At 37.0% G+C, this 24372-nt stretch carries 24 protein-coding genes; 19 read left to right on the plus strand and 5 right to left on the minus strand.

What is annotated here, in order from left to right:
- Positions 1-3: 3 nt before the first annotated feature.
- Together AO058_RS08530 and AO058_RS08535 are read left to right on the plus strand one after the other, a co-directional pair.
- Positions 4-945 (plus strand): CPBP family intramembrane glutamic endopeptidase, encoded by a 942-nt coding sequence (locus AO058_RS08530; protein WP_075326054.1) that lies wholly within the window; start codon positions 4-6, stop codon positions 943-945.
- A gap of 61 nt (positions 946-1006) precedes the next feature.
- Positions 1007-2104 (plus strand): AMP-binding protein, encoded by a 1098-nt coding sequence (locus tag AO058_RS08535; protein WP_075326055.1) that lies wholly within the window; start codon positions 1007-1009, stop codon positions 2102-2104.
- A gap of 71 nt (positions 2105-2175) precedes the next feature.
- Here AO058_RS08535 and AO058_RS08540 read toward each other — a convergent pair whose 3' ends face one another.
- Positions 2176-3813 (minus strand): M1 family metallopeptidase, encoded by a 1638-nt coding sequence (locus AO058_RS08540; RefSeq protein WP_075326056.1) that lies wholly within the window; start codon positions 3811-3813, stop codon positions 2176-2178.
- Between the two features lie 14 nt (positions 3814-3827).
- On the minus strand, positions 3828-5471 hold the full coding sequence (locus AO058_RS08545) for an acyl-CoA carboxylase subunit beta (RefSeq protein WP_075326057.1): 1644 nt from the start codon (positions 5469-5471) through the stop codon (positions 3828-3830).
- A gap of 176 nt (positions 5472-5647) precedes the next feature.
- Here AO058_RS08545 and AO058_RS08550 point away from each other — a divergent pair, with 176 nt between their 5' ends.
- The 3 genes from AO058_RS08550 (at position 5648) to ettA (ending at position 8067) form a co-directional block, all read left to right on the plus strand.
- Complete coding sequence (locus tag AO058_RS08550) at positions 5648-5827, plus strand: CAL67264 family membrane protein (RefSeq protein ID WP_075326058.1); 180 nt, start codon at positions 5648-5650, stop codon at positions 5825-5827.
- A gap of 9 nt (positions 5828-5836) precedes the next feature.
- On the plus strand, positions 5837-6310 hold the full coding sequence (locus AO058_RS08555) for a DinB family protein (RefSeq protein WP_075326059.1): 474 nt from the start codon (positions 5837-5839) through the stop codon (positions 6308-6310).
- Positions 6311-6375: 65 nt separating this feature from the next.
- A complete protein-coding gene (ettA, locus tag AO058_RS08560) occupies positions 6376-8067 on the plus strand; it encodes an energy-dependent translational throttle protein EttA (RefSeq protein ID WP_075326060.1) in 1692 nt (563 codons plus the stop codon).
- A 107-nt stretch (positions 8068-8174) separates the two neighbouring features.
- Here the strand turns inward: ettA and AO058_RS08565 are convergent, their stop codons facing one another.
- Positions 8175-8432 (minus strand): DUF1456 family protein, encoded by a 258-nt coding sequence (locus tag AO058_RS08565; protein WP_037319632.1) that lies wholly within the window; start codon positions 8430-8432, stop codon positions 8175-8177.
- 33 nt (positions 8433-8465) lie between these two features.
- Positions 8466-9755, minus strand: a complete 1290-nt coding sequence (locus tag AO058_RS08570; protein WP_075326061.1) for a DUF2254 domain-containing protein — start codon at positions 9753-9755, stop codon at positions 8466-8468.
- 182 nt (positions 9756-9937) lie between these two features.
- On the opposite strand from AO058_RS08570, the gene AO058_RS08575 reads away from it, so the two are divergent.
- The 3 genes from AO058_RS08575 (at position 9938) to AO058_RS08585 (ending at position 12116) form a co-directional block, all read left to right on the plus strand.
- Positions 9938-10381, plus strand: a complete 444-nt coding sequence (locus tag AO058_RS08575; protein WP_075326062.1) for an Hsp20/alpha crystallin family protein — start codon at positions 9938-9940, stop codon at positions 10379-10381.
- A gap of 225 nt (positions 10382-10606) precedes the next feature.
- Positions 10607-11293, plus strand: coding sequence for an outer membrane beta-barrel protein (locus AO058_RS08580; protein WP_075326063.1), 687 nt, complete (start codon positions 10607-10609; stop codon positions 11291-11293).
- 136 nt (positions 11294-11429) lie between these two features.
- Positions 11430-12116, plus strand: coding sequence for an MCP four helix bundle domain-containing protein (locus AO058_RS08585; RefSeq protein WP_075326064.1), 687 nt, complete (start codon positions 11430-11432; stop codon positions 12114-12116).
- Positions 12117-12193: 77 nt separating this feature from the next.
- Here the strand turns inward: AO058_RS08585 and katG are convergent, their stop codons facing one another.
- Complete coding sequence (gene katG, locus AO058_RS08590) at positions 12194-14449, minus strand: catalase/peroxidase HPI (RefSeq protein ID WP_075326065.1); 2256 nt, start codon at positions 14447-14449, stop codon at positions 12194-12196.
- A gap of 318 nt (positions 14450-14767) precedes the next feature.
- Here katG and AO058_RS08595 point away from each other — a divergent pair, with 318 nt between their 5' ends.
- From AO058_RS08595 to AO058_RS08640, 11 genes are all read left to right on the plus strand, one after another.
- Positions 14768-15310, plus strand: a complete 543-nt coding sequence (locus tag AO058_RS08595; protein WP_075327928.1) for a lipid-binding SYLF domain-containing protein — start codon at positions 14768-14770, stop codon at positions 15308-15310.
- Positions 15311-15469: 159 nt separating this feature from the next.
- Positions 15470-16570 carry a sensor histidine kinase gene (locus AO058_RS08600; RefSeq protein WP_075326066.1) on the plus strand — a complete coding sequence of 367 codons (1101 nt, stop codon included), beginning with the start codon at positions 15470-15472 and terminating at the stop codon, positions 16568-16570.
- 1 nt (position 16571) lies between these two features.
- Positions 16572-17891, plus strand: a complete 1320-nt coding sequence (locus AO058_RS08605; protein ID WP_075326067.1) for a sigma-54-dependent transcriptional regulator — start codon at positions 16572-16574, stop codon at positions 17889-17891.
- Positions 17892-18061: 170 nt separating this feature from the next.
- Entirely contained in the window at positions 18062-18226 is a 165-nt protein-coding gene (locus tag AO058_RS18345) for a hypothetical protein (protein ID WP_156858135.1), read from the plus strand.
- Between the two features lie 12 nt (positions 18227-18238).
- Positions 18239-19519 carry a Glu/Leu/Phe/Val family dehydrogenase gene (locus AO058_RS08610; protein ID WP_075326068.1) on the plus strand — a complete coding sequence of 427 codons (1281 nt, stop codon included), beginning with the start codon at positions 18239-18241 and terminating at the stop codon, positions 19517-19519.
- Between the two features lie 17 nt (positions 19520-19536).
- Positions 19537-19950 carry a GreA/GreB family elongation factor gene (locus tag AO058_RS08615; RefSeq protein ID WP_075326069.1) on the plus strand — a complete coding sequence of 138 codons (414 nt, stop codon included), beginning with the start codon at positions 19537-19539 and terminating at the stop codon, positions 19948-19950.
- Between the two features lie 6 nt (positions 19951-19956).
- Positions 19957-20373, plus strand: a complete 417-nt coding sequence (locus tag AO058_RS08620) for a hypothetical protein (protein WP_075326070.1) — start codon at positions 19957-19959, stop codon at positions 20371-20373.
- 293 nt (positions 20374-20666) lie between these two features.
- On the plus strand, positions 20667-21182 hold the full coding sequence (locus tag AO058_RS08625; protein ID WP_075326071.1) for a c-type cytochrome: 516 nt from the start codon (positions 20667-20669) through the stop codon (positions 21180-21182).
- 68 nt (positions 21183-21250) lie between these two features.
- A complete protein-coding gene (gene nosZ, locus AO058_RS08630) occupies positions 21251-23218 on the plus strand; it encodes a Sec-dependent nitrous-oxide reductase (protein WP_083634156.1) in 1968 nt (655 codons plus the stop codon).
- A 130-nt stretch (positions 23219-23348) separates the two neighbouring features.
- On the plus strand, positions 23349-23963 hold the full coding sequence (locus tag AO058_RS08635) for a hypothetical protein (protein WP_075326072.1): 615 nt from the start codon (positions 23349-23351) through the stop codon (positions 23961-23963).
- Positions 23963-24367, plus strand: a complete 405-nt coding sequence (locus AO058_RS08640) for a nitrous oxide reductase accessory protein NosL (protein WP_075326073.1) — start codon at positions 23963-23965, stop codon at positions 24365-24367. The genes AO058_RS08635 and AO058_RS08640 overlap by 1 nt, the downstream gene beginning before the upstream one ends.
- Positions 24368-24372: the final 5 nt, after the last annotated feature.

The following is a 24372-nucleotide window of genomic DNA, read 5'->3' on the forward strand; positions in this document are numbered from 1 at the left end:
TAAATGTATATAGCGCAGGCGTTTAGGTGTCACCATGAATTATGGAGATACATTATTGGGGTAGTTATAATTATGATTGCGGTTTTTATGGCCCAAATCCCGTTTCTGATAGCTCTTTTTTTGGAAGGTGGTTTTGATGCCGCTATGGACGAAACAGCAGTTTTAAAAGTCTTTGATTCTAATTTAACGTTGTTTTTCTTATTATTACCTTTTGCAGCCGGACTGGTGGCGGTTTTTTTCAATGCAAAATACCTGCATTCGCAGCCATTAAAAACCTTAACCACTACTCGAAAGAAGCTAGATTGGAGCCGGTTTTTCTTTGCTTTTACCCTGGTAGCTATCTTTACTATCTTAACCACCCTGGGATATTATTTCTTTTATCCTGAAGATTATCAGTTAAATTTCGAACCCACCTCATTTCTTATTTTGGTAGGAATTGCCGTTATATTTATTCCACTGCAAACCAGTTTTGAGGAATATATGTTCCGTGGATATTTAATGCAGGGATTGGGTGTGTTTGCTAAAAATCGCTGGGTTCCATTATTTCTAACTTCTATCATTTTTGGTGGGCTGCATTATTTTAATCCAGAGGTAGGCCAGCTGGGAGATATAATTATGATACACTACATTGGCACGGGATTCATGCTTGGCATTATGACGCTAATGGATGAAGGTCTTGAACTGGCGCTTGGCTTCCATGCCGCTAATAATTTGGTTGCGGCGCTATTGGTTACTGCCGACTGGACTGCTTTCCAAACTGAATCTATATTTAAAGACGTTTCTGCGCCCATAGCAGGTTTCTGGGATGTGGCTATTCCAGTATTTATAATTTATCCCCTTTTTCTTTTCATAATGGCTAAAAAATATGGCTGGAATAATTGGAAAAATAAACTTTTCGGAAAAGTAGAAAAGCCAGAAACCTTAAAACTTTCAGAAGAAAGTTAAATTTATCATTACAATTTGCTAACTTTCAATATGTAGAAATGTAACATATTTGGTTTTAAATATGGCAGATAAATACAAAGTACCGGAAACTCATCCCGATTTCAGGCTGAATAAACGACATTATTCCAATGCCGAACTGCATTTAGTGGCCTATAGCTTTATAAAAGAAGGAGAGGCATTTGAAGAGAAAATAGGAAGTTTCCTTTTAGACTGGATCAAGCCTTCAAAATATGTTGAGGTAAAAACTTCTGGCTCTACCGGGAAACCAAAAATTATAAGGATCAAAAAAGAGCAGATGATCAACTCTGCCATTGCAACTTCCCGTTTCTTTGATCTTCCTGAGAAAACTACTGCTTTACTATGTTTGCCCGCTACCTATATTGCCGGGAAAATGATGCTGGTTCGGGCAATGGTTTTGGGCTGGCAATTAGATATGGTGCCACCTTCCTCAAATCCTTTAGACCAGGTTTTTAAACGTTATGATTTTTGTGCAATGACGCCGTTTCAATTAGATAATTCGGTTGGGCGTCTGCATCTTATAAAGAAACTTATTGTTGGCGGTGGTGCGGTTTCGCCCAGGCTTCAAAAAATGGTAAAAGAAGTTAGCACCAAGGTTTATGAAACTTATGGAATGACGGAAACCGTTACCCATATTGCCGCAAAAAGGCTAAATCCATCAAAAAACAGGAAAAAATCCCGTCCTTTTAAAGTTTTGCCGAATATTAATATTTCGCAAGATGATAGAGGTTGTTTAGTGATTAAGGCTCCTAAACTTTCAGATGAAATAATTACCACTAATGATGTGGTGGAGATTCTTACCTACAAGAAATTTATTTGGAAAGGGAGAATAGATAACGTGATCAATTCTGGCGGAATAAAACTTCATCCAGAACAAATTGAAAAGAAGCTTTCCAAAATTATAGATCAGCGCTTATTTGTAACGGCAATGCCAGATGATTCCTTAGGGGAAAAACTGGTGCTTTTTGTTGAAAATGAATTTTCAGAAGATTTTCTGCAAAAACTAGAAAGAGAGATTAATGAATTAAAAAGTCTGGAGAAATACGAGCGGCCTAAAAAAATCTATTTTATAGAAAAATTTGAAGAAACGCATACGGGTAAAATTCATAGAGAAAATACCTTTAAAAGCAAGGTAAATTAATTCCATATGAATAAAAAAAAACCTGCAGCATTAAATAATCTGCAGGTTGTTGAATAAACTAGTTTTCTTATTTATTTTATATAAGCAGAAGTTATGTAAAATTCCAGTTCGTTAACTTTTATTTTTTCCAGCGCAATATTCTGTTTTAAATTCTGCCACTCGTTTGTAGGATAAATTCTAATTTCCATTCCATCAACCAAAATATCTACCGGCATTTTAAAATCTTCAACCTCGGCTATCCATCTCGCCTGGGTTTTACCTTCTTTTTTTCTGAATTCAAGTTTAGGCAAATCAGAATGCCGTAAATATTGATCAAAAATAGGTTGTAAATCTACTTCAGTTGCCTTATTAAAGAAGTTCTCTGTAGTTTCGGTATCTATAATTTGATGTTTGTAGGTTTCGGTGTAATCTTTTAGTGTTTTCCACCATAATTCATCATTATCATAAATGCTGCGAATGGTATTTAGTAAATTGGCACCTTTAAAATACATATCACCGGAACCTTCACTATTCACACCATAATCACCAATAATTGTTGCGTTATTCCCGAGTCCGCGGCGCGTGCCTTTTAGATATTCGAGGGCTTCTTCTTTTCCCCAGCGGCACTCTACGTAAACAGCTTCGGTATATGAAGTAAAACCTTCGTGAATCCACATATCGGCAATATCTTTTGCGGTAATACTGTTGCCATACCATTCGTGACCCGATTCGTGGATAATGATGTAATCCCATTTTAAACCAATCCCGGTCCCGGAGAGGTCGTTGCCTAAATAACCCATTTTATATTCGTTTCCGTAGGCTACTGCACTTTGGTGTTCCATCCCCAGGTAAGGAGTTTCAATTAGTTTAAATCCATCTTCCACAAAAGGATATTCCCCGAATTTTTCATAAAAGCAATCCATCATTGGTTTAACTTCCTTGAATTGCTCTTTGGCTTTTTCCAGGTTGTAAGGCAAGACATAATAATCGAGATCTAGATCACCATACGAATCAGAGAAATGCTCATAATTCGCAATATTGATCATTACGTTGTAATTATTGATAGGATTAACGGTTTTCCAGCTCCATTCTGTAAAACCATTTCCTAAATCTTTTTCACCTAAAAATTGCCCGTTAGAAACGTTCATCAATCCGTTTGGAACTGCGATATCTAACTGAACTTCTTCCGGCTCGTCACTTTGATGGTCTTTATTTGGATACCAAAGACTGGCACCGGTTCCCTGTACGGCAACACCAATCCACGGATCTCCATTATCGTCTTTATCCCAAACAAAACCGCCATCCCAGGGCGCATTTTTTGCTACAATAGGTTTTCCGGAATAATAAAATTGAATATCTCCTTTTTCATTGGCTTTTACCGTTTCTTCCAACTCGATAAATACCGCATTATGTTTACGTTCAAAAGCTAAAACTTCATCATTCTGAAGAATAGAATCCACCTGCATGTTTTCAAAAAGGTCTATTTGAATGGTTGAAAGATCATCTTCAGCAATAAAACTAATAGTATTTGAACCTGAAATAAATTGCTTTTCGGGTTCAACTTTAAGCTTTAAATGATACTTCTGAACATCGAAAGCACGTTCAGGTCTTAACGATCCTCTAAGTGAATCGGCTTCAGTATAGTTACCTTCTTTGTTGCTTAAAACCTGGGCGCAGGAAGTATTAGATGCGGCAATGAAAACGGCCAGCATTAAAACTAAATTTTTCATTTTTATTTCTGAAATTATGTTTGAATTACTCCTAAATTAAAGTCTTTTTCAATAGGCGCGTGGTTGGCGGCTTCAATTCCCATAGAGATCCATTTCCTGGTATCTAAAGGATCTATTACGGCGTCTGTCCATAGACGTGCAGCAGCGTAATAAGGCGAAGTTTGTTCATCATAACGTGATTTTATCGCCTCAAAAACTTCTTTTTCTTTTTCTTCATCAACCTTTTCGCCTTTTTTCTCCATTGCAGCCGTTTCAATTTGCGCTAAAACTTTTGCTGCTTGTGTTCCTCCCATTACTGCAAGCTCGGCACTAGGCCAGGCTGCGATAAGTCTAGGGTCGTAAGCTTTTCCGCACATGGCGTAATTTCCTGCACCATAAGAATTCCCCATGATAATGGTGAATTTAGGCACTACAGAATTACTAACTGCGCTCACCATTTTAGCGCCGTCTTTAATAATGCCGCCGTGTTCACTTTTGCTGCCTACCATAAATCCGGTAACATCCTGAAGGAAAACCAACGGAATTTTTTTCTGGTTGCAATTTGCAATAAAACGAGTTGCTTTATCGGCTGAATCTGAATAGATCACACCGCCAAATTGCATTTCTGTAGGTTTCGTTTTTGATGCCGTAGTTTTTACAATTTTACGCTGATTAGCAACAATACCCACGGCCCAGCCATCTATCCTGGCGTAGCCGGTAATAATGGTTTGCCCGTAACCTTCTTTATATTCTTCAAATTCCGATCCATCTACGAGACGGGAAATTATTTCCCTAACATCATATTGATCGCTTCGTTTTTTAGGTAGAATTCCGTAAATATCTTCCTGTTTTTCTTTTGGTTTAACGGGTTTTTTATGGCTAAATCCGGCTTTATCGAAGTCGCCCATTTTATCCATAATATTTTTAATGCGGGTGAGCGCGTCTTTATCATCTTTCGCTTTATAATCGGTCACCCCGCTAATTTCAGAATGTGTAGTGGCACCACCAAGAGTTTCATTATCTATAGATTCTCCAATTGCAGCTTTTACCAGGTAACTTCCCGCGAGGAAAATACTTCCGGTTTTTTCGACGATAAGTGCTTCATCACTCATAATAGGCAAATATGCGCCACCGGCTACACAGCTTCCCATCACCGCTGCAATTTGAGTAATTCCCATACTGCTCATTACCGCATTATTCCTAAAGATTCTTCCGAAGTGTTCCTTGTCCGGAAAAATTTCATCCTGCATTGGTAAATAAACTCCGGCGCTATCTACAAGATAAATAATTGGCAACCTGTTTTCAATCGCTATTTCCTGCGCTCTTAAGTTTTTCTTTCCGGTTATAGGAAACCATGCTCCTGCTTTTACCGTAGCATCATTGGCAACAACAATACATTGTTTCCCTGAAACATAACCTATCTTAACAACAACACCTCCCGAAGGGCAGCCCCCGTGCTCTTCGTACATTCCTTCGCCAGCAAATGCCCCAATTTCAATAGCATTGGATTTATCGTCTAATAGAAAATCAATACGTTCGCGGGCGGTCATTTTTCCTTTGGCGTGGTGTTTTTCAATGCGCTTTTCACCACCACCGAGCTTTACGCGTTTAAGTTTATGATTTAATGAAGAAACCAGGAGTTTGTTATGGTCTTCATTTTTATTGAATTTCATATTCATATATTATGATTTTTTATTCCTGAAATTAGAAATATCTTCTAAATAGGTAGATATATTATCAAAATTTCAGTAAATTTTAAATTTGCAGCCGTCTTTTGGCTAAAATACAAAATAGCGTGAATTCTAGTTGTGGTTTGGGAATGTAAAATAGCCGATATTTGTATAAAATCTTTAATATGGGAATGAATAAGAATACCATTTTCGCCTGGGCATCTTTTGCTTTGTTCATTATTGGTGCCGCTATTATTTTATTGGGTGTGCTTAAATATCGAGATTACGCCATTGGTTTCTCGGTCACGGGAATTGGATTTTTTGCCATTTCCTGGGCGTTTAACGCATTAAAAGGTAGAATTTAAGTCAATTATATGTCAGATTCCGCAAGTAAAAAACAATTAATTAAGCATTTAGAAGGAGGTGAAGCTTTTATGGCTTTAGAAGACTTTATCGATAAAATTCCTTTTGAAAAATTAGGAGAAAAGCCTTGTAATTTACCCTATTCCTTTTACGAGCTTTTCTATCATATCTCTTATGCTCAAAAGGATATTTTGGAATATACTACTTCTGAAGCTTATAAAACCTCAAAATGGCCCGACGACTATTGGCCGAACGAATCGGCTCCCCAAAGTAAAGAAGACTGGGGAAAATTAAAGAAAGATTATTTTGAAGATAGGGAGCGTTTTAAAAATTTTATTTTAGATGCTGACATTGATTTAAATCTTCCGGTTAAAAACTCTGACAATCATAGCTTACTGCGGGAAGTTATGCTGGTTATAGAACATACGGCCTATCACACCGGGCAAATGTTAATCATCTTGCGCTTACTTGGCCTTTATAAATAATCAAACCGAATTCTGACTTTAATTTCAGATATTTGCAAATCTTAAAATAGCTTAAAAAATTCATTATGGCAGACGATAAAAAAGTGATCTTTTCAATGTCTGGGGTTACCAAGACTTATAAAAATGCGAATACCCCGGTTTTGAAAAATATATACCTTAGTTTTTTCTACGGTGCAAAAATTGGGATTCTTGGTTTAAATGGTTCGGGTAAATCTACTTTACTTAGAATCATCGCCGGCGAAGATAAAAATTACCAGGGCGATGTGGTTTTCTCTCCTGGCTATTCCGTTGGTTACCTTGAGCAGGAACCAAAGGTAGATGAAGATAAAACCGTACTGGAAGTGGTAAAAGAAGGAGTCGCCGAAACGGTGGCCATTCTTGATGAGTACAATAAAATTAACGACCAGTTTGGATTGCCCGAGGTTTATGAAGATGCCGATAAGATGCAGAAGCTTATGGATAAGCAGGCTGCGCTTCAGGATAAAATTGATTCTTCTAACGCCTGGGAACTCGATACAAAACTGGAAATTGCAATGGACGCTTTAAGAACTCCTGAAGCCGATAAAAAGATTTCGGTGCTTTCAGGAGGGGAAAGAAGGCGTGTGGCGCTTTGTAGACTCTTGCTTCAGGAGCCAGATATTTTACTCCTGGATGAGCCAACTAACCACTTAGATGCTGAATCTGTACATTGGTTAGAGCATCATTTGGCCCAGTATAAAGGGACCGTTATCGCTGTAACTCACGACCGTTATTTCCTTGATAACGTAGCCGGTTGGATTTTAGAACTGGACAGGGGCGAAGGTATCCCATGGAAGGGAAATTATTCTTCCTGGTTAGACCAGAAGTCTAAACGTATGGCGCAGGAACAAAAACAAGCCAGTAAGCGTCAAAAAACCTTAGAACGAGAATTGGAATGGTCTAAAATGAATCCGAAAGGACGTCAGGCCAAGCAAAAAGCGCGTTTAAATAATTATGATAAGTTGTTGAGCCAGGATCAAAAGCAAATGGATGAGCAGCTGGAAATTTATATTCCTAACGGTCCAAGGTTGGGAACCAATGTGATTGAAGCCAATGGAGTGAGTAAAGCTTTTGGGGATAAATTGCTTTATGAAGATTTAAATTTTAAACTTCCGCAGGCTGGAATTGTTGGGGTAATTGGACCCAACGGTGCTGGTAAAACCACGATTTTTAAAATGATTATGGGCGAAGAAGAGCCTGATAAAGGAAGTTTTGAAGTTGGTGAAACCGCAAAGATAGCTTATGTAGACCAGGCGCATTCTAATATTGATCCCGAAAAAACTATTTGGCAGAACTTTAGCGATGAGCAGGAGTTGGTTATGATGGGCGGTCGCCAGGTAAATTCAAGAGCTTATCTAAGCCGATTTAACTTTAGCGGAAGTGAACAAAATAAGAAAGTAAATATGCTTTCTGGTGGAGAAAGAAACCGACTTCATTTGGCGATGACGTTAAAAGAGGAAGGAAACGTTCTACTACTCGATGAGCCTACTAATGATTTAGATGTAAATACGCTGCGAGCGCTGGAAGAAGGTTTAGAGAATTTTGCCGGTTGCGCAGTAGTTATTTCCCACGACCGTTGGTTCCTGGACAGAATTTGTACACATATCCTGGCTTTTGAAGGAGATTCTCAAGTCTATTTCTTTGAAGGAAGCTTCTCTGATTACGAAGAGAACAAGAAAAAACGTTTGGGTGGAGATATTATGCCTAAACGTATTAAGTATAAGAAGTTGGTGAGATAATTTTTTTAATCTCGCAGAAAAAAACGTCAACCTGTCCCGAAGCTTCGAGACAGGTTGACGTAAGCTAAAAAACCTCACAGATTTAAAAACCTGTGAGGTTTTTTATGCTATTCTTTCTCTGGTTTCTTTTCTTTCTTAGGTGGCATAGGGCCGCGAAGGTGGATTATGAGTCCGTTTAGGAAATTCCGAAGAAATTGATCGCCGCACTCTACGTATTTTGGATGGTCTTCGGCTCTAAATATTGCACCTAATTCACTTTTAGTTACTTTAAAATCTACCAAAGCGCAAATTTTTACAATATCGTCGTCTCGTAATTTATGAGCGACTCTTAATTTTTTAAAAATATCGTTGTTTGTTAATCCCATAGCGCAAATTTAGCTTTTTCCTGAGTTTTGCTTTTAACTTTTCAGGTTTAATTGTTTTTCAATTGCGTTTATTTTTTTGAGATCCGCCTCATTCTTAATTACAGACTTTGCATCGCCAAACAGGTTTTTAGCTTCAATATCTAATACTTCATAATATTTTGCGTTAACTGCTTTTTGAGATTTCAGATAATAAAATAGCATTCCCAGTTTTTGAATAATAATTATATCGTGTTTGCAATATGCTCTTATAGGCGCTAAAACCTGATATAAAAGTTCTTCAAAATCTACACTCCGCATCTTGATTAAAACTTTTTTATCTGCTTTTAAAAATTGTCTGTTTTGTTTTTGCATTCGTAAAGCCAAAAGCTCGGCCAAATAATCCAGCGCGTTAAGGGCGGTTCCGGGATCGTTAATTCCGGGAGACATGGCTTTTACAATAACCTCGGTAATTTGTTTAAATGCGAGTACATAATTGGTGTTTACTAACTCCCCGCGGGCAAGGTTAAAATTAGCAAGTACTTTTTTTAATGTTTCGTCGTCTAATTTTTCTTTTGATTTTAAAAGCGGAATTCCCTTTAAAATAAAAATTCCTTTTACAGGAAGAATTTCAAACTGGGTGTCTTTTTCGTTACAGATATCTAATAAATTATCCGAAGATAAATTCTGAAAATACCCACTTTTTTCAGAATGGTACTCGTACCATTCTTTCGTGTCAGGGAATTCCTGATCTTCGTTTTCTTCAGTTTTTAGCAGAAAATTTAAACGTGTTTTTGCCTGTCTAAAAATGCGATCCAGGATATTGTTAATCTGTATGCTTTGCGAAATATTATGAATAAAATAAATAAAGGCACCAATACAAATCACGGTAAAAATAATTCCGACTAATACCGAAAAACCTGGGGTTTGATAAGAGTCTCCTTCGGGCTGGATAGAAACCGCCACGAAAATACAGTAGAGTATAGTGGCCAGGTAGATTCCTAAAATAACCTGATGATTTTTATCAGAAATAAGTCCGGGAAGCAACCGGGGAGAATAATTACTCGCCGCCTGATTTAATAGTACCATCACCATAGAAAAGCTAAAAACCATCATAGAAATAAGGCCGGTAATGCAGGCGGTTAATATGCTAAGTGCGGTGTTGCCATTATCTACCACCAGCATTGGGATATGATCTAAAAGATACCTGGATACACCCTGATTTTCTATATAAATAAGCGCGAAAGCTATTAGGAAACCAAAAATTGCAAAAACACTGGGATAAAAAGCAATTTTACTTTGCAGGTTGGAAAGGAGAATATAAATGCGATTGAAAAAATACTTCATTTAATTTTATTGGAAAGTTACTCAAAAGTCAATAGAAATAAGCTTCTTTAATTCAATTGACAAATTGTCTGTTTAATTATGAATAAAAATGCCAAAAAGGCATAAAATTAAGATTGGAATTTAAATTGCTAATAATTTATCAGAAATAATAAAAAATAAAGTCTAACAAAAACATAAAAGCTATGAGTTTAATTAAAAGAAATGAGGCCAATTGGCTGCCATCGGTTTTTGACGATATGTTTAAAACCGATTGGTTAGGAGGAACTACAAATGTTAACAGTATAGGAACCAGTATTCCTGCTGTAAACATTCAGGAAACCGAAGACAACTTTAGCGTTGAAGTTGCTGCACCGGGTAAAACTAAAGAAGATTTTAATATTGAGCTAGACAACGATGTATTAACCATTTCTTCTGAAGAGAAAAAAGAAAATGAAACTTCAGAAAAAAATGGAAGGTACACCAGGAAGGAATTTAGCTATAGTACCTTTAAAAGAGCTTTTAGTTTACCAGATTCAGTAGACAGTGAGAAAATTTCTGCTTCTTATAAAGATGGGGTTCTTATTATAGAACTGCCAAAGCGGGAAGAAGCTAAAGTACAGGCTAAACGAATGATTGAGATTGCGTAATTTAGATAATTAGTTTGATTAGTTAAAAAAACGTCCCTAGCCGGACGTTTTTTTTATACTGATTATTTAGGTATTTAAAGTTTCTTTAAATCGTCTAATTATATTTATATGGAAGATATATACGCAATTGAATTTTTATGCGTTAAAAAGAAACCGGGAACTCTATTATTATTTTAGATAATTGATATATTTACCCGCGAAGAACAGACCTATAAATCTATTTTTATGAACAGATATTTTCTACTGATTATTATTAGCATTTTTTGCGTGTCTTTTACTCAGGCCCAGGAGTATAGTTTTGGGATAAAAGGTGGTGGTAATTATGTCATGGGAGGCGAATTAACCGGACTTGATTCTGGGGAAGGATTTAACTCAGATACCTTTAATGCTGAATCGCAGTTTGGTTTTCACGCCGGTATATTTTTTGAATTGAATTTCGATAAATTCTTCGTTCGTCCTGAAATAATTTACAATTCTATGGAAACTGTATTTCCCTTTCCAAATCAGAATTCTACCTATGCTGTAGAAAAATTAAGTATTCCATTATTATTTGGCTATAATATATGGGGCCCTGTAGATGTTTATGCCGGACCTGCATACCAGAATATAATGAATGCAACTCTTGAGGGTACCGAGCCATTAAATCAAACTATTGTAGCACAAAATACTCCACTCGCGGCTCAGGCTGGAATAAAGGTGGGGTTTGGAAGATTTGAAATTGATCTTCGTTATGATAGAAGTTTAGCTTCAGCAGAAATTCAAGATGTAGATATTAATAATGGAGATTACGGTGTAAACCGGGCAGAATTTACAGACACCAGGTTAAATCAATTCCTGCTTAGCCTTAGCTTTAAAATTGGCGATAGTGAATCTAATACCGGGCGAAGAAGAGGTAGAGGATGTTATTTCTAACCGAAAAGTAAAAAGTAAATATCAAGCCTTAATTGTTAATTTTTCAATTAAGGCTTTTTTTATGAGGATAATCATAATATAAATGACTTAAAATCATTAAATTGATAGGTATATTTGCATGCCTAAATTTATTAAAATGAAAGACCTCTATTCCATAAAGCCAAAAAAGCGCAAACGTCTTATTTTATTGTTAAGTGCTTTTTTTGCGTTCTTGCTAATTACCGAATTTATTGAGAAAAGGAGTTTGAAAAGCATAGATCAGGATTTTTCTTCTCTTTATCAGGATCGTCTTCTACCTGCATCCCAAATTTATGAGCTTTCTGAAATTCTCCATGAAAAAAGAATGCTCTTTGAAGATATTAAGGACAATGGGGAGTATAATGCAGCTTTCAATTTAAACGAAATTACGACGTATAATTCTAAAATGGATCAGGTTTTACAAGATTATAGTCAAACCTATTTAGTAGAGCGGGAAGAGGTTTACTTTGAAGATTTTCAGAAGCATTATAAAGAATACCTGGTTTTGGAAAACACCATTCTTGAAAATTTAAGGGAAGAAGATTTTACTACTGCCAGTTATCTTATTAATAAAAATGCAAACGATTATTTTAAAGTTTTAAACCTGGATTTGCATAATATTGCCAGCATTCAACCGGAAGTAGGACAACAATTAATGGCACATTATAAATCCAGTTCGGGAATCACTTCATTACTCTACTATTTTAAAATAGCATTAACCATTTTAATCGGTGTTTTTGTACTTCGTCTTTTAGGTTTAGAAAAGCTATTACGTCAACCCAAACAGCAATTTGAGCTGAATTAATATTGAAAAAATTCAAAAAAAAATAAACCCCATAATTTGATAATTATGGGGTTAAATTATTACCTGATTTTTAGTTATTAAATATCAAAACGATCTAAGTTCATAACCTTATCCCAGACTTTCACAAAGTCTTTTACAAACTTCTCCTGTGAGTCGTCACACCCGTATACTTCTGCTAAAGCACGAAGCTCAGAATTTGATCCAAAAATAAGATCTACTCTTGTGCCGGTCCACTTCACTTTTTTACTGGTACGGTCGCTTCCTTCAAATTCGGTTTGAGAATCTGATGTTGCTTTCCAGGTAGTTCGCATATCCAGAATGTTCTTAAAGAAATCGTTGGTTAGCTGCCCTGGACGATCTGTAAAAACCCCATGTTTAGAGCCGTCAAAGTTTGTATTTAAAACACGCATACCTCCAACTAAAACAATCATTTCTGGTGGGGTTAAGCTTAATAGCTGAGCTCTGTCTACAAGCATTTCTTCAGCCGAAGCTGAAATATTATCCCTGTTTCTCGCATAATTTCGGAAACCGTCGGCATTAGGTTCTAAGGGTTCAAAAGCTTCCACATCGGTTTGCTCTGCCGTAGCATCTGTACGTCCCGGGGTAAATGGGACCCCAATATCAAAACCGGCATCTGCTGCAGCTTTCTTAATAGCCACGCAGCCTCCAAGTACAATAAGATCTGCAAGGGAAACCTTTTTGTTTCCGGTTTGCGCATCATTAAATTCTTTTTGAATATTTTCAAGCTTTGTGATTACCTGTTGCAATTGTGGCGGATTGTTAACCTCCCAATGTCTTTGTGGTTCAAGCCTTATACGCGCACCATTGGCTCCTCCTCGTTTATCTGAATTTCTAAAAGTAGAGGCCGATCCCCAGGCGGTAGATACCAACTGCGATACTGTTAAACCTGAATTAAGGATTTTTTTCTTAAGTTCAGCTACGTCTTTATCATTAATCAATTCGTGATCTACTTTTGGTACAGGATCTTGCCAAATAAGCTCTTCTGAAGGAACTTCAGGGCCCAAATAGCGCGAAAGTGGTCCCATATCACGGTGGGTTAATTTATACCAGGCTTTAGAAAATGCTTCTGCAAATTCTTCAGGATTCTCGTAAAAATTTCTGGAAATCTTCTCGTATGCCTCATCTTCCTTTAGAGATAAATCGGTAGTAAGCATAAAAGGAGCGTGACTTTTAGAAGGATCGTGTGCATCTGGAATTGTACCTGCACCGGCATTATCTTTTGGTTTCCATTGGTAAGCTCCACCTGGTCCTTTAATGCATTCCCAGTCATATTTAAATAAATTGTCAAAGAAGCTGTTGCTCCATTTGGTAGGGGTATTGGTCCAGGCTCCTTCAATTCCACTGGTAATGGTATCTTCAGCATTTCCTTTTCCCATACTATTTTTCCAGCCTAATCCCATTTCTTCAATAGCGCTGCCTGCAGGTTCTGCACCAACATATTGCTCGGCGTCTCCGGCACCGTGGGTTTTTCCAAAAGTGTGGCCTCCGGCTATAAGTGCAACCGTTTCATAATCGTTCATCGCCATTCGGCCAAAAGTTTCGCGAATGTCTTTAGCCGCTGCAACCGGATCGGGATTTCCGTTAGGTCCTTCCGGGTTTACGTAGATAAGCCCCATGTGGGAAGCTCCTAACGGACTTTCCAATTCGTTATTTTCAGAATATCTTTCTTTATTTCCCAGCCATTCACCTTCAGAACCCCAATAGATATCTTCTTCCGGTTCCCAAATGTCTTCCCGGCCACCACCAAATCCAAAGGTTTCTAATCCCATAGATTCCAGGGCGCAGTTTCCGGTAAGAATCATAAGATCTGCCCAGGAAATTTTTCTTCCATATTTTTCTTTAATTGGCCATAGTAAAAGTCGGGCTTTATCCAGGTTAGCATTATCTGGCCAGCTATTTAATGGGGCAAATCGCTGTGAACCAGAACTGGCACCGCCGCGACCATCGCCTATACGGTAGGTTCCGGCACTATGCCAGGCCATACGTATAAAGAAAGGACCATAATGACCATAATCTGCCGGCCACCATTCCTGGGAATCTTCCATTAACTTAAAAATATCTTTCTTTACAGCTTTTAGGTCCAGACTTTTAAATTCTTCTGCATAATTAAAATCTTCGTCCATAGGATTGGACAAATTGGAATGCTGTCTTAAAATTGACAGGTTTAATTGGTTGGGCCACCAGTCGCGATTAGAGGTTCCGCTACCTGCGGTTTTATCAAGTGCGCCACCCATAAACGGGCAACGGCTGGATTCGTTTACTTCCCATACCTTATGATTATCGGGATGGTTTCTGTGATCGTTTTTTTCCATAATTTGGAGAGTTTTAAAGGATTAATAGGATAAAAATACTATAATTATTTCCTATGGAAATTTACTCTTCATATTAAATAACTATAGTGGTTATAGTTAAAACTATAATATAGTGAAAAATGCCGAACCTTTTTTTACTTAAAAGATTTCTGTTTTTAGCACCTCTATTCAATTTATTCCATTTAAAAAACAATTTGGTTTTAATTTTCTTTAACTCTTTGTGCTAAAAAGCTAATGTTAAGCAAAATAACAATCGATTAACAATTTTTGTTTATGGATATGGCTAATTTCAAAAGGAAACCAAAAACTAATGAAGAAATGAAAACACTAACCAACAATTTTTACAAACCAGTATTTGTATTTGCACTTTTACTTTTTGCAAGTTGTGGAAGTATGCAAAATACTGAAGATGATCTTAGAAGTGATGCCAGTGATGCAAGAAATGAAATTAGGCAGAATCACACTAACGCCTCTGAATTGCTAAATAGCTCTGCCGGTTACGCTATTTTTCCAAACGTGGGAAAGGGAGCTTATGTAATTGGAGGAGCTTCCGGTAATGGCGTTGTTTATAAAAACAATACTATTATAGGATATGCAGACCTTAAACAGGTAGATATTGGCTTGCAGGCTGGAGGAAAGGCTTTTATTGAAGTGCTTTTCTTTGAAACCGATGCCGATCTGGAAAGATTTAAAGATGGAGATTATGAGCTTTCTGCAAATGCATCTGCGGTAATACTTGATAAAGGAGCTTCTCAAAGTATTGATTTTCAAGACGGAGTTGCCGTAGTTACCATTCCAAAAGGTGGTGCAATGGCAGGAGTTTCTGTAGGAGGGCAGCGTTTTTCCTTTCAACCTAGATAGAAAGTAATTATTTGTAAATACGAAAGCGGCTTTAGAGGCCGCTTTTTTATATTATACCCTAATTTTTAAAAGGTATTTTTACTTTGCTACATCAAACTTAACCCAAATTAATTTAGCTTAAGAAATCCCCTTATCTTTGCTAAAAGAATCCTGTTTAAGATGATACCTGAAAGTATTTCTGTAGAAGAGAAATTGCAAGAGCGAATTAAAGAACTCTCCTGTCTTTATCAGGTTTCATCGGCTATAAGGGAGTTTGAGGGTTCTTATGAAGCTACTTTAGAATCTATTGTAAAAATTCTTAAAAATGCCTGGCGTTTTCCAGAATTGGCTACTGTAGAGATACAATGTGAATCGTATCATTTAAGTTCTAACCCGATTCCAAAAGAAGGTTATTCTCAAAAAAGTATTATTAAAATTTCAGAGAATGAAATAGGTTTCATAAAAGTACATTACCCGGCCTCAGACTTATCTAAAGCGCATTTTTTGGTAGAAGAACAGCGACTTTTAGATAAAATAGCCGATGAAATTGCGCTGTTTTTTGAACGCCAAAATATTAAAATACAGGAAGAACATTTAAAACAAACCGCTGCGAGAAATGACCGGTTGGCTATTCTGGGAGAAATTACCGCGGGAATAGCGCACGAGCTTAATACTCCCTTAGGTAATATTTTAGGTTTTGCTGAATTTATTGAAGAAAAAACGGCTGAAAAGCAAACAAAACGAGATGCGCAAAAGATCCTTAATTCAGCAATTTATTCCAGGGAAGTTGTAAAAAAACTTATGTTTTTCTCCTGTGATATGCCACAAGATATTAAAAAGATTAAGGTGAAGCCAATAATTACCCAGGCACTTTCGCTTTTAAAACCTAATTTCAAAAAAGCTAATATTCGGTTTAAATTTAATATTCAGGATCCTGCTTTAAAAGCACAGGTAGACCCTATACAATTAACCCAGGTATTTTTTAATTTAGTGATTAATGCGATTTATTATTCTCCGGAAAATTCCAAAATTGTTATTTCCATTAATAATAACGAAACACATTATACTATTGAAATTGCCGATGAAGGAAAAGGAATTGCTCCTGAAGTGAAAGATAAAATTTTTGAACCTTTTTATACTACAAAACCACTGGGAGAAGGTTCCGGTCTTGGATTAAGTGTGGTTCACGGGATAATAAAAAGTCATAAAGGAGAAATTAGCATTGCCGATAACATTCCAAAAGGAACTATTTTTAAAATAAAATTACCATTGAATTTCTAATATGTCTATACGCAAAGAAAACTTACTTATAGTAGATGACGATTATGATATGCTTGAAGTACTGGACCGCCACCTAAAACAGGAGAATTACCATACTTACAAGGCGGGTTCGGTGATGGAAGCTATAGATATTTTAAAGCACAGCAGTATAGATTTATTGATCACCGATTTACAAATGCCGGGAATGAACGGAATGGAATTGGTGAAATATGTAGACGATCATTATCCTGAAATTCCTAAACTTGTAATTACCGGCTATCCTTCTATAGATAATGCACTTACCGCAATAAAATCTGGTGCTTTAGATTATTTGCCTAAACCATTTACTAAAAACGAGTTACTTACTTCAGTTAAAAAATCTTTAGTCAACCGTACATCAACGAAAAAAACCGCTTCTTCACCCGAAATTAGAAATAATTATGGCGGAATGGTTGGCTCTTCAGCAAAATTTGAAGAGTTGGTAGATATTATAGAAAGAGTGAAAAATAACCGTGCTACAATTTTAATAAGAGGAGAGAGTGGTACCGGGAAAGAACTGGTGGCACGGGCAATTCATTATAAAGGTTCTTTTGCTCAAAATCCATTTATTGCAGTTAACTGTGGTGCTATTCCCGAGAATTTACTGGAATCAGAATTATTTGGTTCTACTAAAGGAGCTTATACAGGTGCTTCAGAAACCCGCGAAGGTTACTTCCAGGCTGCTAATGGCGGTACTATTTTTTTAGATGAAATTGGTACAGCCTCACTGGCGGTTCAGGTTAGGTTATTGCGTGTGCTTCAGGAAAAAGAAGTAAGAAAACTGGGCGGTAGAAATTCAGAAAAAATCCAGGTTCGGGTAATTGCTGCAACAAACAGCGATTTACGGGAAATGGTAGAAAGAGGAACTTTCAGGGAAGATCTTTACTATCGTTTAAATGTGGTAGATATTCTTACCCCGCCTTTACGGGAAAGAAAAGAAGATATTGTTCCCCTTACCAAAACTTTTCTGGATAAATACCAACAGGATTATGGCAAAACCGGTTTAAAATTATCAGATAAAACTGTTGAAATTTTAAAGCGTTACAATTGGCCGGGGAATATTAGGGAATTAGAAAACGTGATTCAACGAGCCATAATTATGAGTGAAGATGAAATTCTTCCGCAAGACCTACCTGCTTCGGTAAAATACCAGGTCCCGGCTGTAGATGAAGAATTAGTTGCCTTAAAAGAAGTAGAAAAAAAGCATATTTTAAAAGTTCTTGCAGCGGTAGATCAAAACAAATCTAAAGCAGCAGAAATCCTTCAAATAGACCGTAAAACCTTACGGGAAAAGATTAAATAAGCTGCGGGTAATTATCTCCCACCCGGGTAATTTCTTTCCAATACAGAAAATAATAGGAATTCAATTTTACTTCTTTGAGTTCTGATAATCAATACTTTAAAATATATATTCTCATTTTTTAATTTTTTGGGCACAGCTTTAGCTTTAGTGTATTCCAAAATACAGATTCTATGAATATAGTTGAAATGGAAAGACCGGCAGTTTTGGAAGAAAGTGAAAAGGAACTGGAGCATGCAGGTAGCGAACTCTTTAAAACGCTTTGCTTTAATTGCGATTTAAGGCACCACTGCAGCTGGAAAGATAACAGAAAAATGTATTGTGAACATTTTCAATAAAATTATAAAAGAATGATAGCAACAAAATCAATGCCCAAACAAAGTATGTATGATACGGTTATTAAGCAGTTTAATAAAACAGCCGATATCATAGATCTAAATCCAAATATTAAGAAAATACTTGAAATTACCAATAACGAGATCGTGGTACATTTTCCCGTGAAAATGGATAATGGTAAAGTAGAGATTTTTACCGGTTACCGGGTGCAGCATAATAATGCCCTGGGACCATATAAAGGCGGCTTACGATACCACCCAACGGTAGATGTAGATGCAGCCAAAGCCCTGGCCATGTGGATGACCTGGAAAACCTCGTTGGCAGGTTTACCCTATGGAGGTGCTAAAGGAGGAATCCAGATAGATCCCCGTAATTATTCTGATGCAGAACTGGAACGTATTACCCGTAGGTTTACCTATGCATTAGGTGAAAATATAGGACCGGAACATGATATTCCTGCGCCAGATGTAAATACCAATGCGCAAACTATGGCCTGGATTGCAGATACTTATATGTCTACAATCTCTACTTCAGAACGTTCGCAAAATCAGCACGTGGTAACCGGGAAGCCGGTAGGCTCTGGCGGTTTGGAAGGCCGTGATCGTGCTACTGGTTTTGGGGTGTATTTAACCACTAAAGAACTTGTGAAATCTCGTGGAGAATCTCTAAAAGATAAAACCTTTATTGTGCAGGGATTTGGAAATGTAGGCTATTGGGCTTCCAAATTCTTAATCGAAGACGGTGCTAAAATGATTGCTGTACAGGATGCCCACGCCACATTGTATAATGAAGAAGGAATTTCAGTAGAAAAATTATTTGAACATTCAAGTCCAAGAAAAGGATCTATCCAGGGCTTTACTGACGCAAACGAAATGAATCCTGAAGATTTCTTTGGCCTGGAATGCGATATTCTAATTCCTGCTGCTCTGGGTAACCAGATTACCGGTGATAATGCTTTCAAAATAAAAGCTTCAATAGTTGCTGAAGGTGCTAATGGACCTACAAACGAAGAAGGTGAAGCGATTCTTTTGGAGAAAGGAATCACCATTATACCCGATATTTTATGTAATTCTGGAGGTGTGATTGGTAGTTATTTTGAATGGCTGCAAAACCGTAATGGTGAATTATGGGAGCTTGATGAAGTAATGCAGAAATTAGAGAAAAAATTGCTTCAGGTGTTTAAGAAAGTTGAAAAAGAAGTTGAAGAACGAAAAACCGACTGGCGAACTGCTGCTTATATTCTGGCTATTTCCAGGATTGAGACGGCCTATAACCAGCGAGGTATTTTTCCTTAATTAATTGTTGTGAAGAAATGAAATATGATGTCATTATAATTGAAAAGGTAGAATATGAGCTTTTAAAACGTATAGTTTCCATGGCGCAATATTATAAAGATAGTACCTACCGTGCGTCTATAGAAAAGCTAAAGAACGAACTTGAATTTGCTAAAATTGTGAGTGAAAAAAATATGCCCGAAGATGTGGTGAGATTCAACTCTAAAGTTGAAATAGCTACTCCTTTTGGTATTAATAGAACATACCAAATTGTTACTCCAGATCATAGCAATATTAAAGAAAATAAGATTTCTATTCTTGCTCCTATGGGTCTGGCCTTATTTGGCTATGCCCAGGGAGATAAGGTAGAATGGGAATTCCCAACTGGTAAGAACGCTATTGATATTATAAAAGTAGAACAGATGGTAAGGGAAATGAAAATGCAAAAATAAAGGAAGATGAGGGAAAAATTTCAGGAACATCATAATGATGAGGAAATACAAATTTTAAGTATCCAAACTGAATCAGAAGACTGGGAAGAACACCTAATTTATATAAGTGAGGAAATTAATTTCTTCAGCAATATTTTGAAATCAGGTTTAAAAGAAACTATTAAGGTAGAAATAAACCAGGAAGATGCTTCTTACTTAAAGAAACAACTGGAGTTAATAAATAAGGCCAATGAGTTTCATTTAACCACCTTCTTTGATTATAAAAATAAATTGGAGGGATTAAAAGAATGTGACGATGTGCAGTGTGAAAACTTTTATTTAAAAGATCACCTGGTTTTTAAAACTACACTTAGAAAACATTTTAAAGATTTTCGACAGCTTAAAGTTTTGATATTTAAATTCTTAAAAGTTAGTTTCAACTAGTTTTTAAATTTGACTGTGTTTGGTTGACTAATGTGGGGCGATTTTTAATCGCCCCTTTTTTGTTTTTAAAAATGAATAGTAGCCTCTACTACTCAGAATTAGATTCATTTTAAAATACAGAAATATTTTATTAAAAATTACCGTAAAACTTCACTCCATATATTTAATTTAAATACCTTATTAACAGTGGCTTAAGCAGTTCTGTTTCAGTTGATCCCCTTCCTTATGATTGGGGTCATAAAATAAGATTGACTTCTCGGGTAATTTTACCACCGAAATCAAAATCTATAACTATGAAATTAATTGTAAAAATAGGATTGGCTGTAGCGCTGGTATTTTCTTTTGTGGCTTGTGGCAATTCTGAAAAAGACGAAAAAGAAAGCCTACGCCTGGACGATTACTCTTCACAACCAAAAGAAAAAGAAACTGAAACCACAGAAGCTGCCGCAGATTCGGGAGACGATTTATCTAATAAAGGAATTGGCCCGGTAAAATCTTTGGATTTGCCAGAAAGCATTAATTCTGATATGGCAGCCAATGGAGCCAGTATCTTTAAGAATATGTGTTCTGCCTGCCATAAAATGGATAAGAAATTTGTTGGTCCGGCTATAGAAGGTGTAACCGAAAGAAGATCACCAGAATGGATTATGAATATGATTCTTAATCCCGAAGAGATGATTAAAAAAGATCCTATCGCCAAAAGATTAATGGTAGAGTCTAATATGGCAATTATGGCCAATCAGGGACTGGAAGAAGATCAGGCCAGGGCTATTGTAGAATATTTTAGACAGTATGATGCCGAAAACTGATGATACTCATAAAAACCTATAAACCTACACTTTAGTTTTGAACCATATTTGAAATAATACCTAATCATATGAAAACAATCACAAATTTTATCGCCGTATTTGCACTTGCCGCAATCTTTACATCCTGTAACCAGAATGATGAAGGAGGGAAATCGGGTGCTATGGCTTCCAGCGCTGCAGAAAAAGTTTATGTTAGCCCTGGAGAACACGACGAATACTACGCTTTCCTTTCTGGAGGTTACAGTGGGAACCTAACCGTTTACGGGCTTCCATCTGGAAGGATGCTAAAAGAAATTCCTGTATTTTCTCAGTTTCCTACCAATGGGTATGGTTATTCCGAAGAAACTAAAGATATGCTAAAAACCTCGTTTGGTATGGTGCCGTGGGGAGATTCTCACCACCCCGATATTTCTCAAACTAACGGGGAAATAGATGGAAGGTGGATTTTTATAAATGAGAACAACACCCCCAGGATTGCCAGAATAAGCCTGGAAACTTTTGAAACCGAAGAGATTATTGAGATCCCACACAGTGCGGGTAACCACTCTTCTTCTTATGTTACCGAAAACACCGAATATGTGGTGGCCGGTACACGATTTTCAGTGCCTTATCCTCAAAAAGACATGCCTATAGATGAAATGAAAGGAAATTTTAGAGGGCCCTTAACTTTTATTGCAGTAGGCGATGATGGCCATATGGAAATTGACTTTCAAATAGATATGCCCGGCTTTAACTATGATCTTTCTCACCCAGGGCGTGGGGAATCTCACGGTTGGTTCTTCTTTACTACGTATAATACAGAAGAATCACATACTATGCAGGAAGTAAATGCTTCGCAAAACGATAAGGATTTTATTGCTGCAGTTAACTGGAAGAAAATAAGCGAATATGTAGAAAATGGAGGCGGGGAAACTATGGATGCTGAGTATGTTCATAATGTGTTTGACCACGATACTCAAACTACTATTTCTACCACCAAAAACGAAGTGCTTAGAGTAGATCCTCGTGATATACCCGGTGCAGTATATTTTATGCCAACTCCCAAATCTCCTCACGGTTGTGATGTAGATCCTTCAGGAGAATATATTATTGGAAACGGAAAACTTTCCAGTGACCTTACCGTGCATTCATTCAGTAAAATGCTTGATGCTATTGAAAATGAAGAATTTGATGGAGATGCTTACGGAATTCCAGTACTTAATTTCGAGTCTACCTTAGCAGGAACCGTTAAGGAAGCAGGTTTAGGCCCATTGCACACCGAATTTGATGATAAAGGAAATGCTTATACTACATTCTTTATCTCTTCTGAAGTTGTAAAATGGAAATTAGATACCTGGGAAGTTGTAGATAGACAGCCTAGTTATTACTCTGTAGGTCACTTAATGATTTCTGGAGGAAACTCAAGAAAACCAGATGGAAAATATATGATTTCCTTAAACAAAATTACCAAAGACAGGTATTTACCAACCGGCCCCGAGCTAGAACACTCTGCGCAGTTGTTTGATATTTCAGGTGATAAAATGGAGTTGTTACTTGATTTTCCAACACACGGTGAGCCGCATTACGCAGCTGCCATTAAAGCCGATAAAATCAAAGAAAATTCAAAAAAGATTTATCGTTTAGATGAGAATAATCACAAGTATGCCGCTGTTAATGAAAGTGAAACCAAAATGGTTCGTGAGGGCAATGAAGTTCACGTGTATATGACCACGGTAAGAAGCCACTTTGCTCCAGATAACCTTGAAGGTATTCACGTGGGAGATAAAGTATATTTCCACGTAACCAACTTAGAGCAGGATTTTGATGTACCTCACGGTTTCGCAGTAATTGGAGCTAATACATCAGAGCTTTTAATAATGCCCGGACAAACAAAAACCATTACATGGGAACCTAAGAAACCCGGTGTATGGCCATTCTATTGTACCGACTTCTGTTCTGCACTTCACCAGGAAATGCAGGGTTACATAAGAGTTTCTGCAGAAGGAGCTAATACCCCGATGAAATGGGGCTTAGATGACGAATATACAAGTAACTAGTTAAAGGTTGTTTTTAGATTGAAAAAGGAGGGTGGCGGCCAGTTGTTTGCGCCCTCCTTTATTTTTTAAAGACTTTCTAAGACAATACTTTTTTATAGCCTCCCAAATCTGTTTAATAATACATAAGCATATGAAACCATCTGCAATTTTAATGATATTGGGCTCACTTCTCCTGTTAGGCCTGTTTTATTTTCCTTTATGGAATATTCAACTTGGCGCACCCCAATACCCCGATCCTATGGGAATGGATATTTTTATTAGCGGGATAGAAGGAGAAGAAGAATTTGATATTCAGAATATAGACGGGGTAAATCATTATATAGGAATGAAGAAAATTCCAAAGCCGGCTGAAATGTGGGAGTTCCAGGTTTTTCCCATAGTCATTGCGGGTATGGCCATATTAGGAGTTCTCTTAGGTGCTTTAGGATTTTTTAAAAAAATCTCCGCTTCCTGGTTTTTAGGTTGGTTTATCTTAATGCTTGTTCTTGGTTTGCTGGGAATGTACGATTTCAATAACTGGTTGTTAGATTATGGTACGGATCTGGATCCTAAGGCAATTATAAAATTAACCGATTCTGAGGGAAACCCTATAAACTATAAACCACCATTATTCGGTACGCAAAAAATTCTGAACTTTACCGCCCATTCGTATCCCAGAACCGGTGCTTATCTAATGTTTATTGGAATGTCTTTAACTTTGGTAGCCTGGTGGATTCGTAAAAAAGCTTTAAAAACCCTGAAATAATGAAATTTTCATTTTACATATTAGCCATAGTCTTTGTTTTTTCGGCCTGTAGTTTTGAGCCAGAACCAATTAAGTATGGTAAAGACCATTGCCACTTTTGTCAAATGACGATTGTAGAGCAGGCTTACTCGGCACAGCTAGTGACCGATAAGGGTAAACAGTATAAATACGATGCTATAGAATGCCTGGTGAATGATATGAACCAGAGAGAATACCAAACTTCTTTTCTTTTAGTTTCTAATTACGATAAACCCGGCAACATGCTACCGGTTTCTGATGCCGGCTTTGTGCAAAACGATAGTTTACGAAGCCCAATGGGAGCTAACCTTGCCGCTGTGAAAAAAGAAAGCCGTGATAACGGAGAACTTCAGGACTGGGAAGAATTGAAAAATAATTTTAAGTAATTTAC

The sequence above is a fragment of the Salegentibacter sp. T436 genome, assembly GCF_001932675.1.
In the GTDB taxonomy this organism is placed as follows: Bacteria; Bacteroidota; Bacteroidia; order Flavobacteriales; family Flavobacteriaceae; genus Salegentibacter; species Salegentibacter agarivorans.

Coding starts and splice junctions, on each gene's coding strand:
- AO058_RS08570 (WP_075326061.1), bottom strand. CDS start 9,755: ATGAAGTATTTTTTCAATCGCATTTATATTCTCCTTTCCAACCTGCAA.
- AO058_RS08545 (WP_075326057.1), bottom strand. CDS start 5,471: ATGAATATGAAATTCAATAAAAATGAAGACCATAACAAACTCCTGGTT.
- AO058_RS08575 (WP_075326062.1), top strand. CDS start 9,938: ATGAGTTTAATTAAAAGAAATGAGGCCAATTGGCTGCCATCGGTTTTT.
- AO058_RS08620 (WP_075326070.1), top strand. CDS start 19,957: ATGAGGGAAAAATTTCAGGAACATCATAATGATGAGGAAATACAAATT.
- AO058_RS08580 (WP_075326063.1), top strand. CDS start 10,607: ATGAACAGATATTTTCTACTGATTATTATTAGCATTTTTTGCGTGTCT.
- AO058_RS08635 (WP_075326072.1), top strand. CDS start 23,349: ATGAAACCATCTGCAATTTTAATGATATTGGGCTCACTTCTCCTGTTA.
- AO058_RS08550 (WP_075326058.1), top strand. CDS start 5,648: ATGGGAATGAATAAGAATACCATTTTCGCCTGGGCATCTTTTGCTTTG.
- AO058_RS08535 (WP_075326055.1), top strand. CDS start 1,007: ATGGCAGATAAATACAAAGTACCGGAAACTCATCCCGATTTCAGGCTG.
- AO058_RS18345 (WP_156858135.1), top strand. CDS start 18,062: ATGAATATAGTTGAAATGGAAAGACCGGCAGTTTTGGAAGAAAGTGAA.
- AO058_RS08565 (WP_037319632.1), bottom strand. CDS start 8,432: ATGGGATTAACAAACAACGATATTTTTAAAAAATTAAGAGTCGCTCAT.
- AO058_RS08585 (WP_075326064.1), top strand. CDS start 11,430: ATGAAAGACCTCTATTCCATAAAGCCAAAAAAGCGCAAACGTCTTATT.
- AO058_RS08615 (WP_075326069.1), top strand. CDS start 19,537: ATGAAATATGATGTCATTATAATTGAAAAGGTAGAATATGAGCTTTTA.
- AO058_RS08625 (WP_075326071.1), top strand. CDS start 20,667: ATGAAATTAATTGTAAAAATAGGATTGGCTGTAGCGCTGGTATTTTCT.
- AO058_RS08600 (WP_075326066.1), top strand. CDS start 15,470: ATGATACCTGAAAGTATTTCTGTAGAAGAGAAATTGCAAGAGCGAATT.
- AO058_RS08555 (WP_075326059.1), top strand. CDS start 5,837: ATGTCAGATTCCGCAAGTAAAAAACAATTAATTAAGCATTTAGAAGGA.
- katG (WP_075326065.1), bottom strand. CDS start 14,449: ATGGAAAAAAACGATCACAGAAACCATCCCGATAATCATAAGGTATGG.
- AO058_RS08595 (WP_075327928.1), top strand. CDS start 14,768: ATGAAAACACTAACCAACAATTTTTACAAACCAGTATTTGTATTTGCA.
- AO058_RS08530 (WP_075326054.1), top strand. CDS start 4: ATGTATATAGCGCAGGCGTTTAGGTGTCACCATGAATTATGGAGATAC.
- AO058_RS08640 (WP_075326073.1), top strand. CDS start 23,963: ATGAAATTTTCATTTTACATATTAGCCATAGTCTTTGTTTTTTCGGCC.
- ettA (WP_075326060.1), top strand. CDS start 6,376: ATGGCAGACGATAAAAAAGTGATCTTTTCAATGTCTGGGGTTACCAAG.
- AO058_RS08610 (WP_075326068.1), top strand. CDS start 18,239: ATGATAGCAACAAAATCAATGCCCAAACAAAGTATGTATGATACGGTT.
- AO058_RS08540 (WP_075326056.1), bottom strand. CDS start 3,813: ATGAAAAATTTAGTTTTAATGCTGGCCGTTTTCATTGCCGCATCTAAT.
- AO058_RS08605 (WP_075326067.1), top strand. CDS start 16,572: ATGTCTATACGCAAAGAAAACTTACTTATAGTAGATGACGATTATGAT.
- nosZ (WP_083634156.1), top strand. CDS start 21,251: ATGAAAACAATCACAAATTTTATCGCCGTATTTGCACTTGCCGCAATC.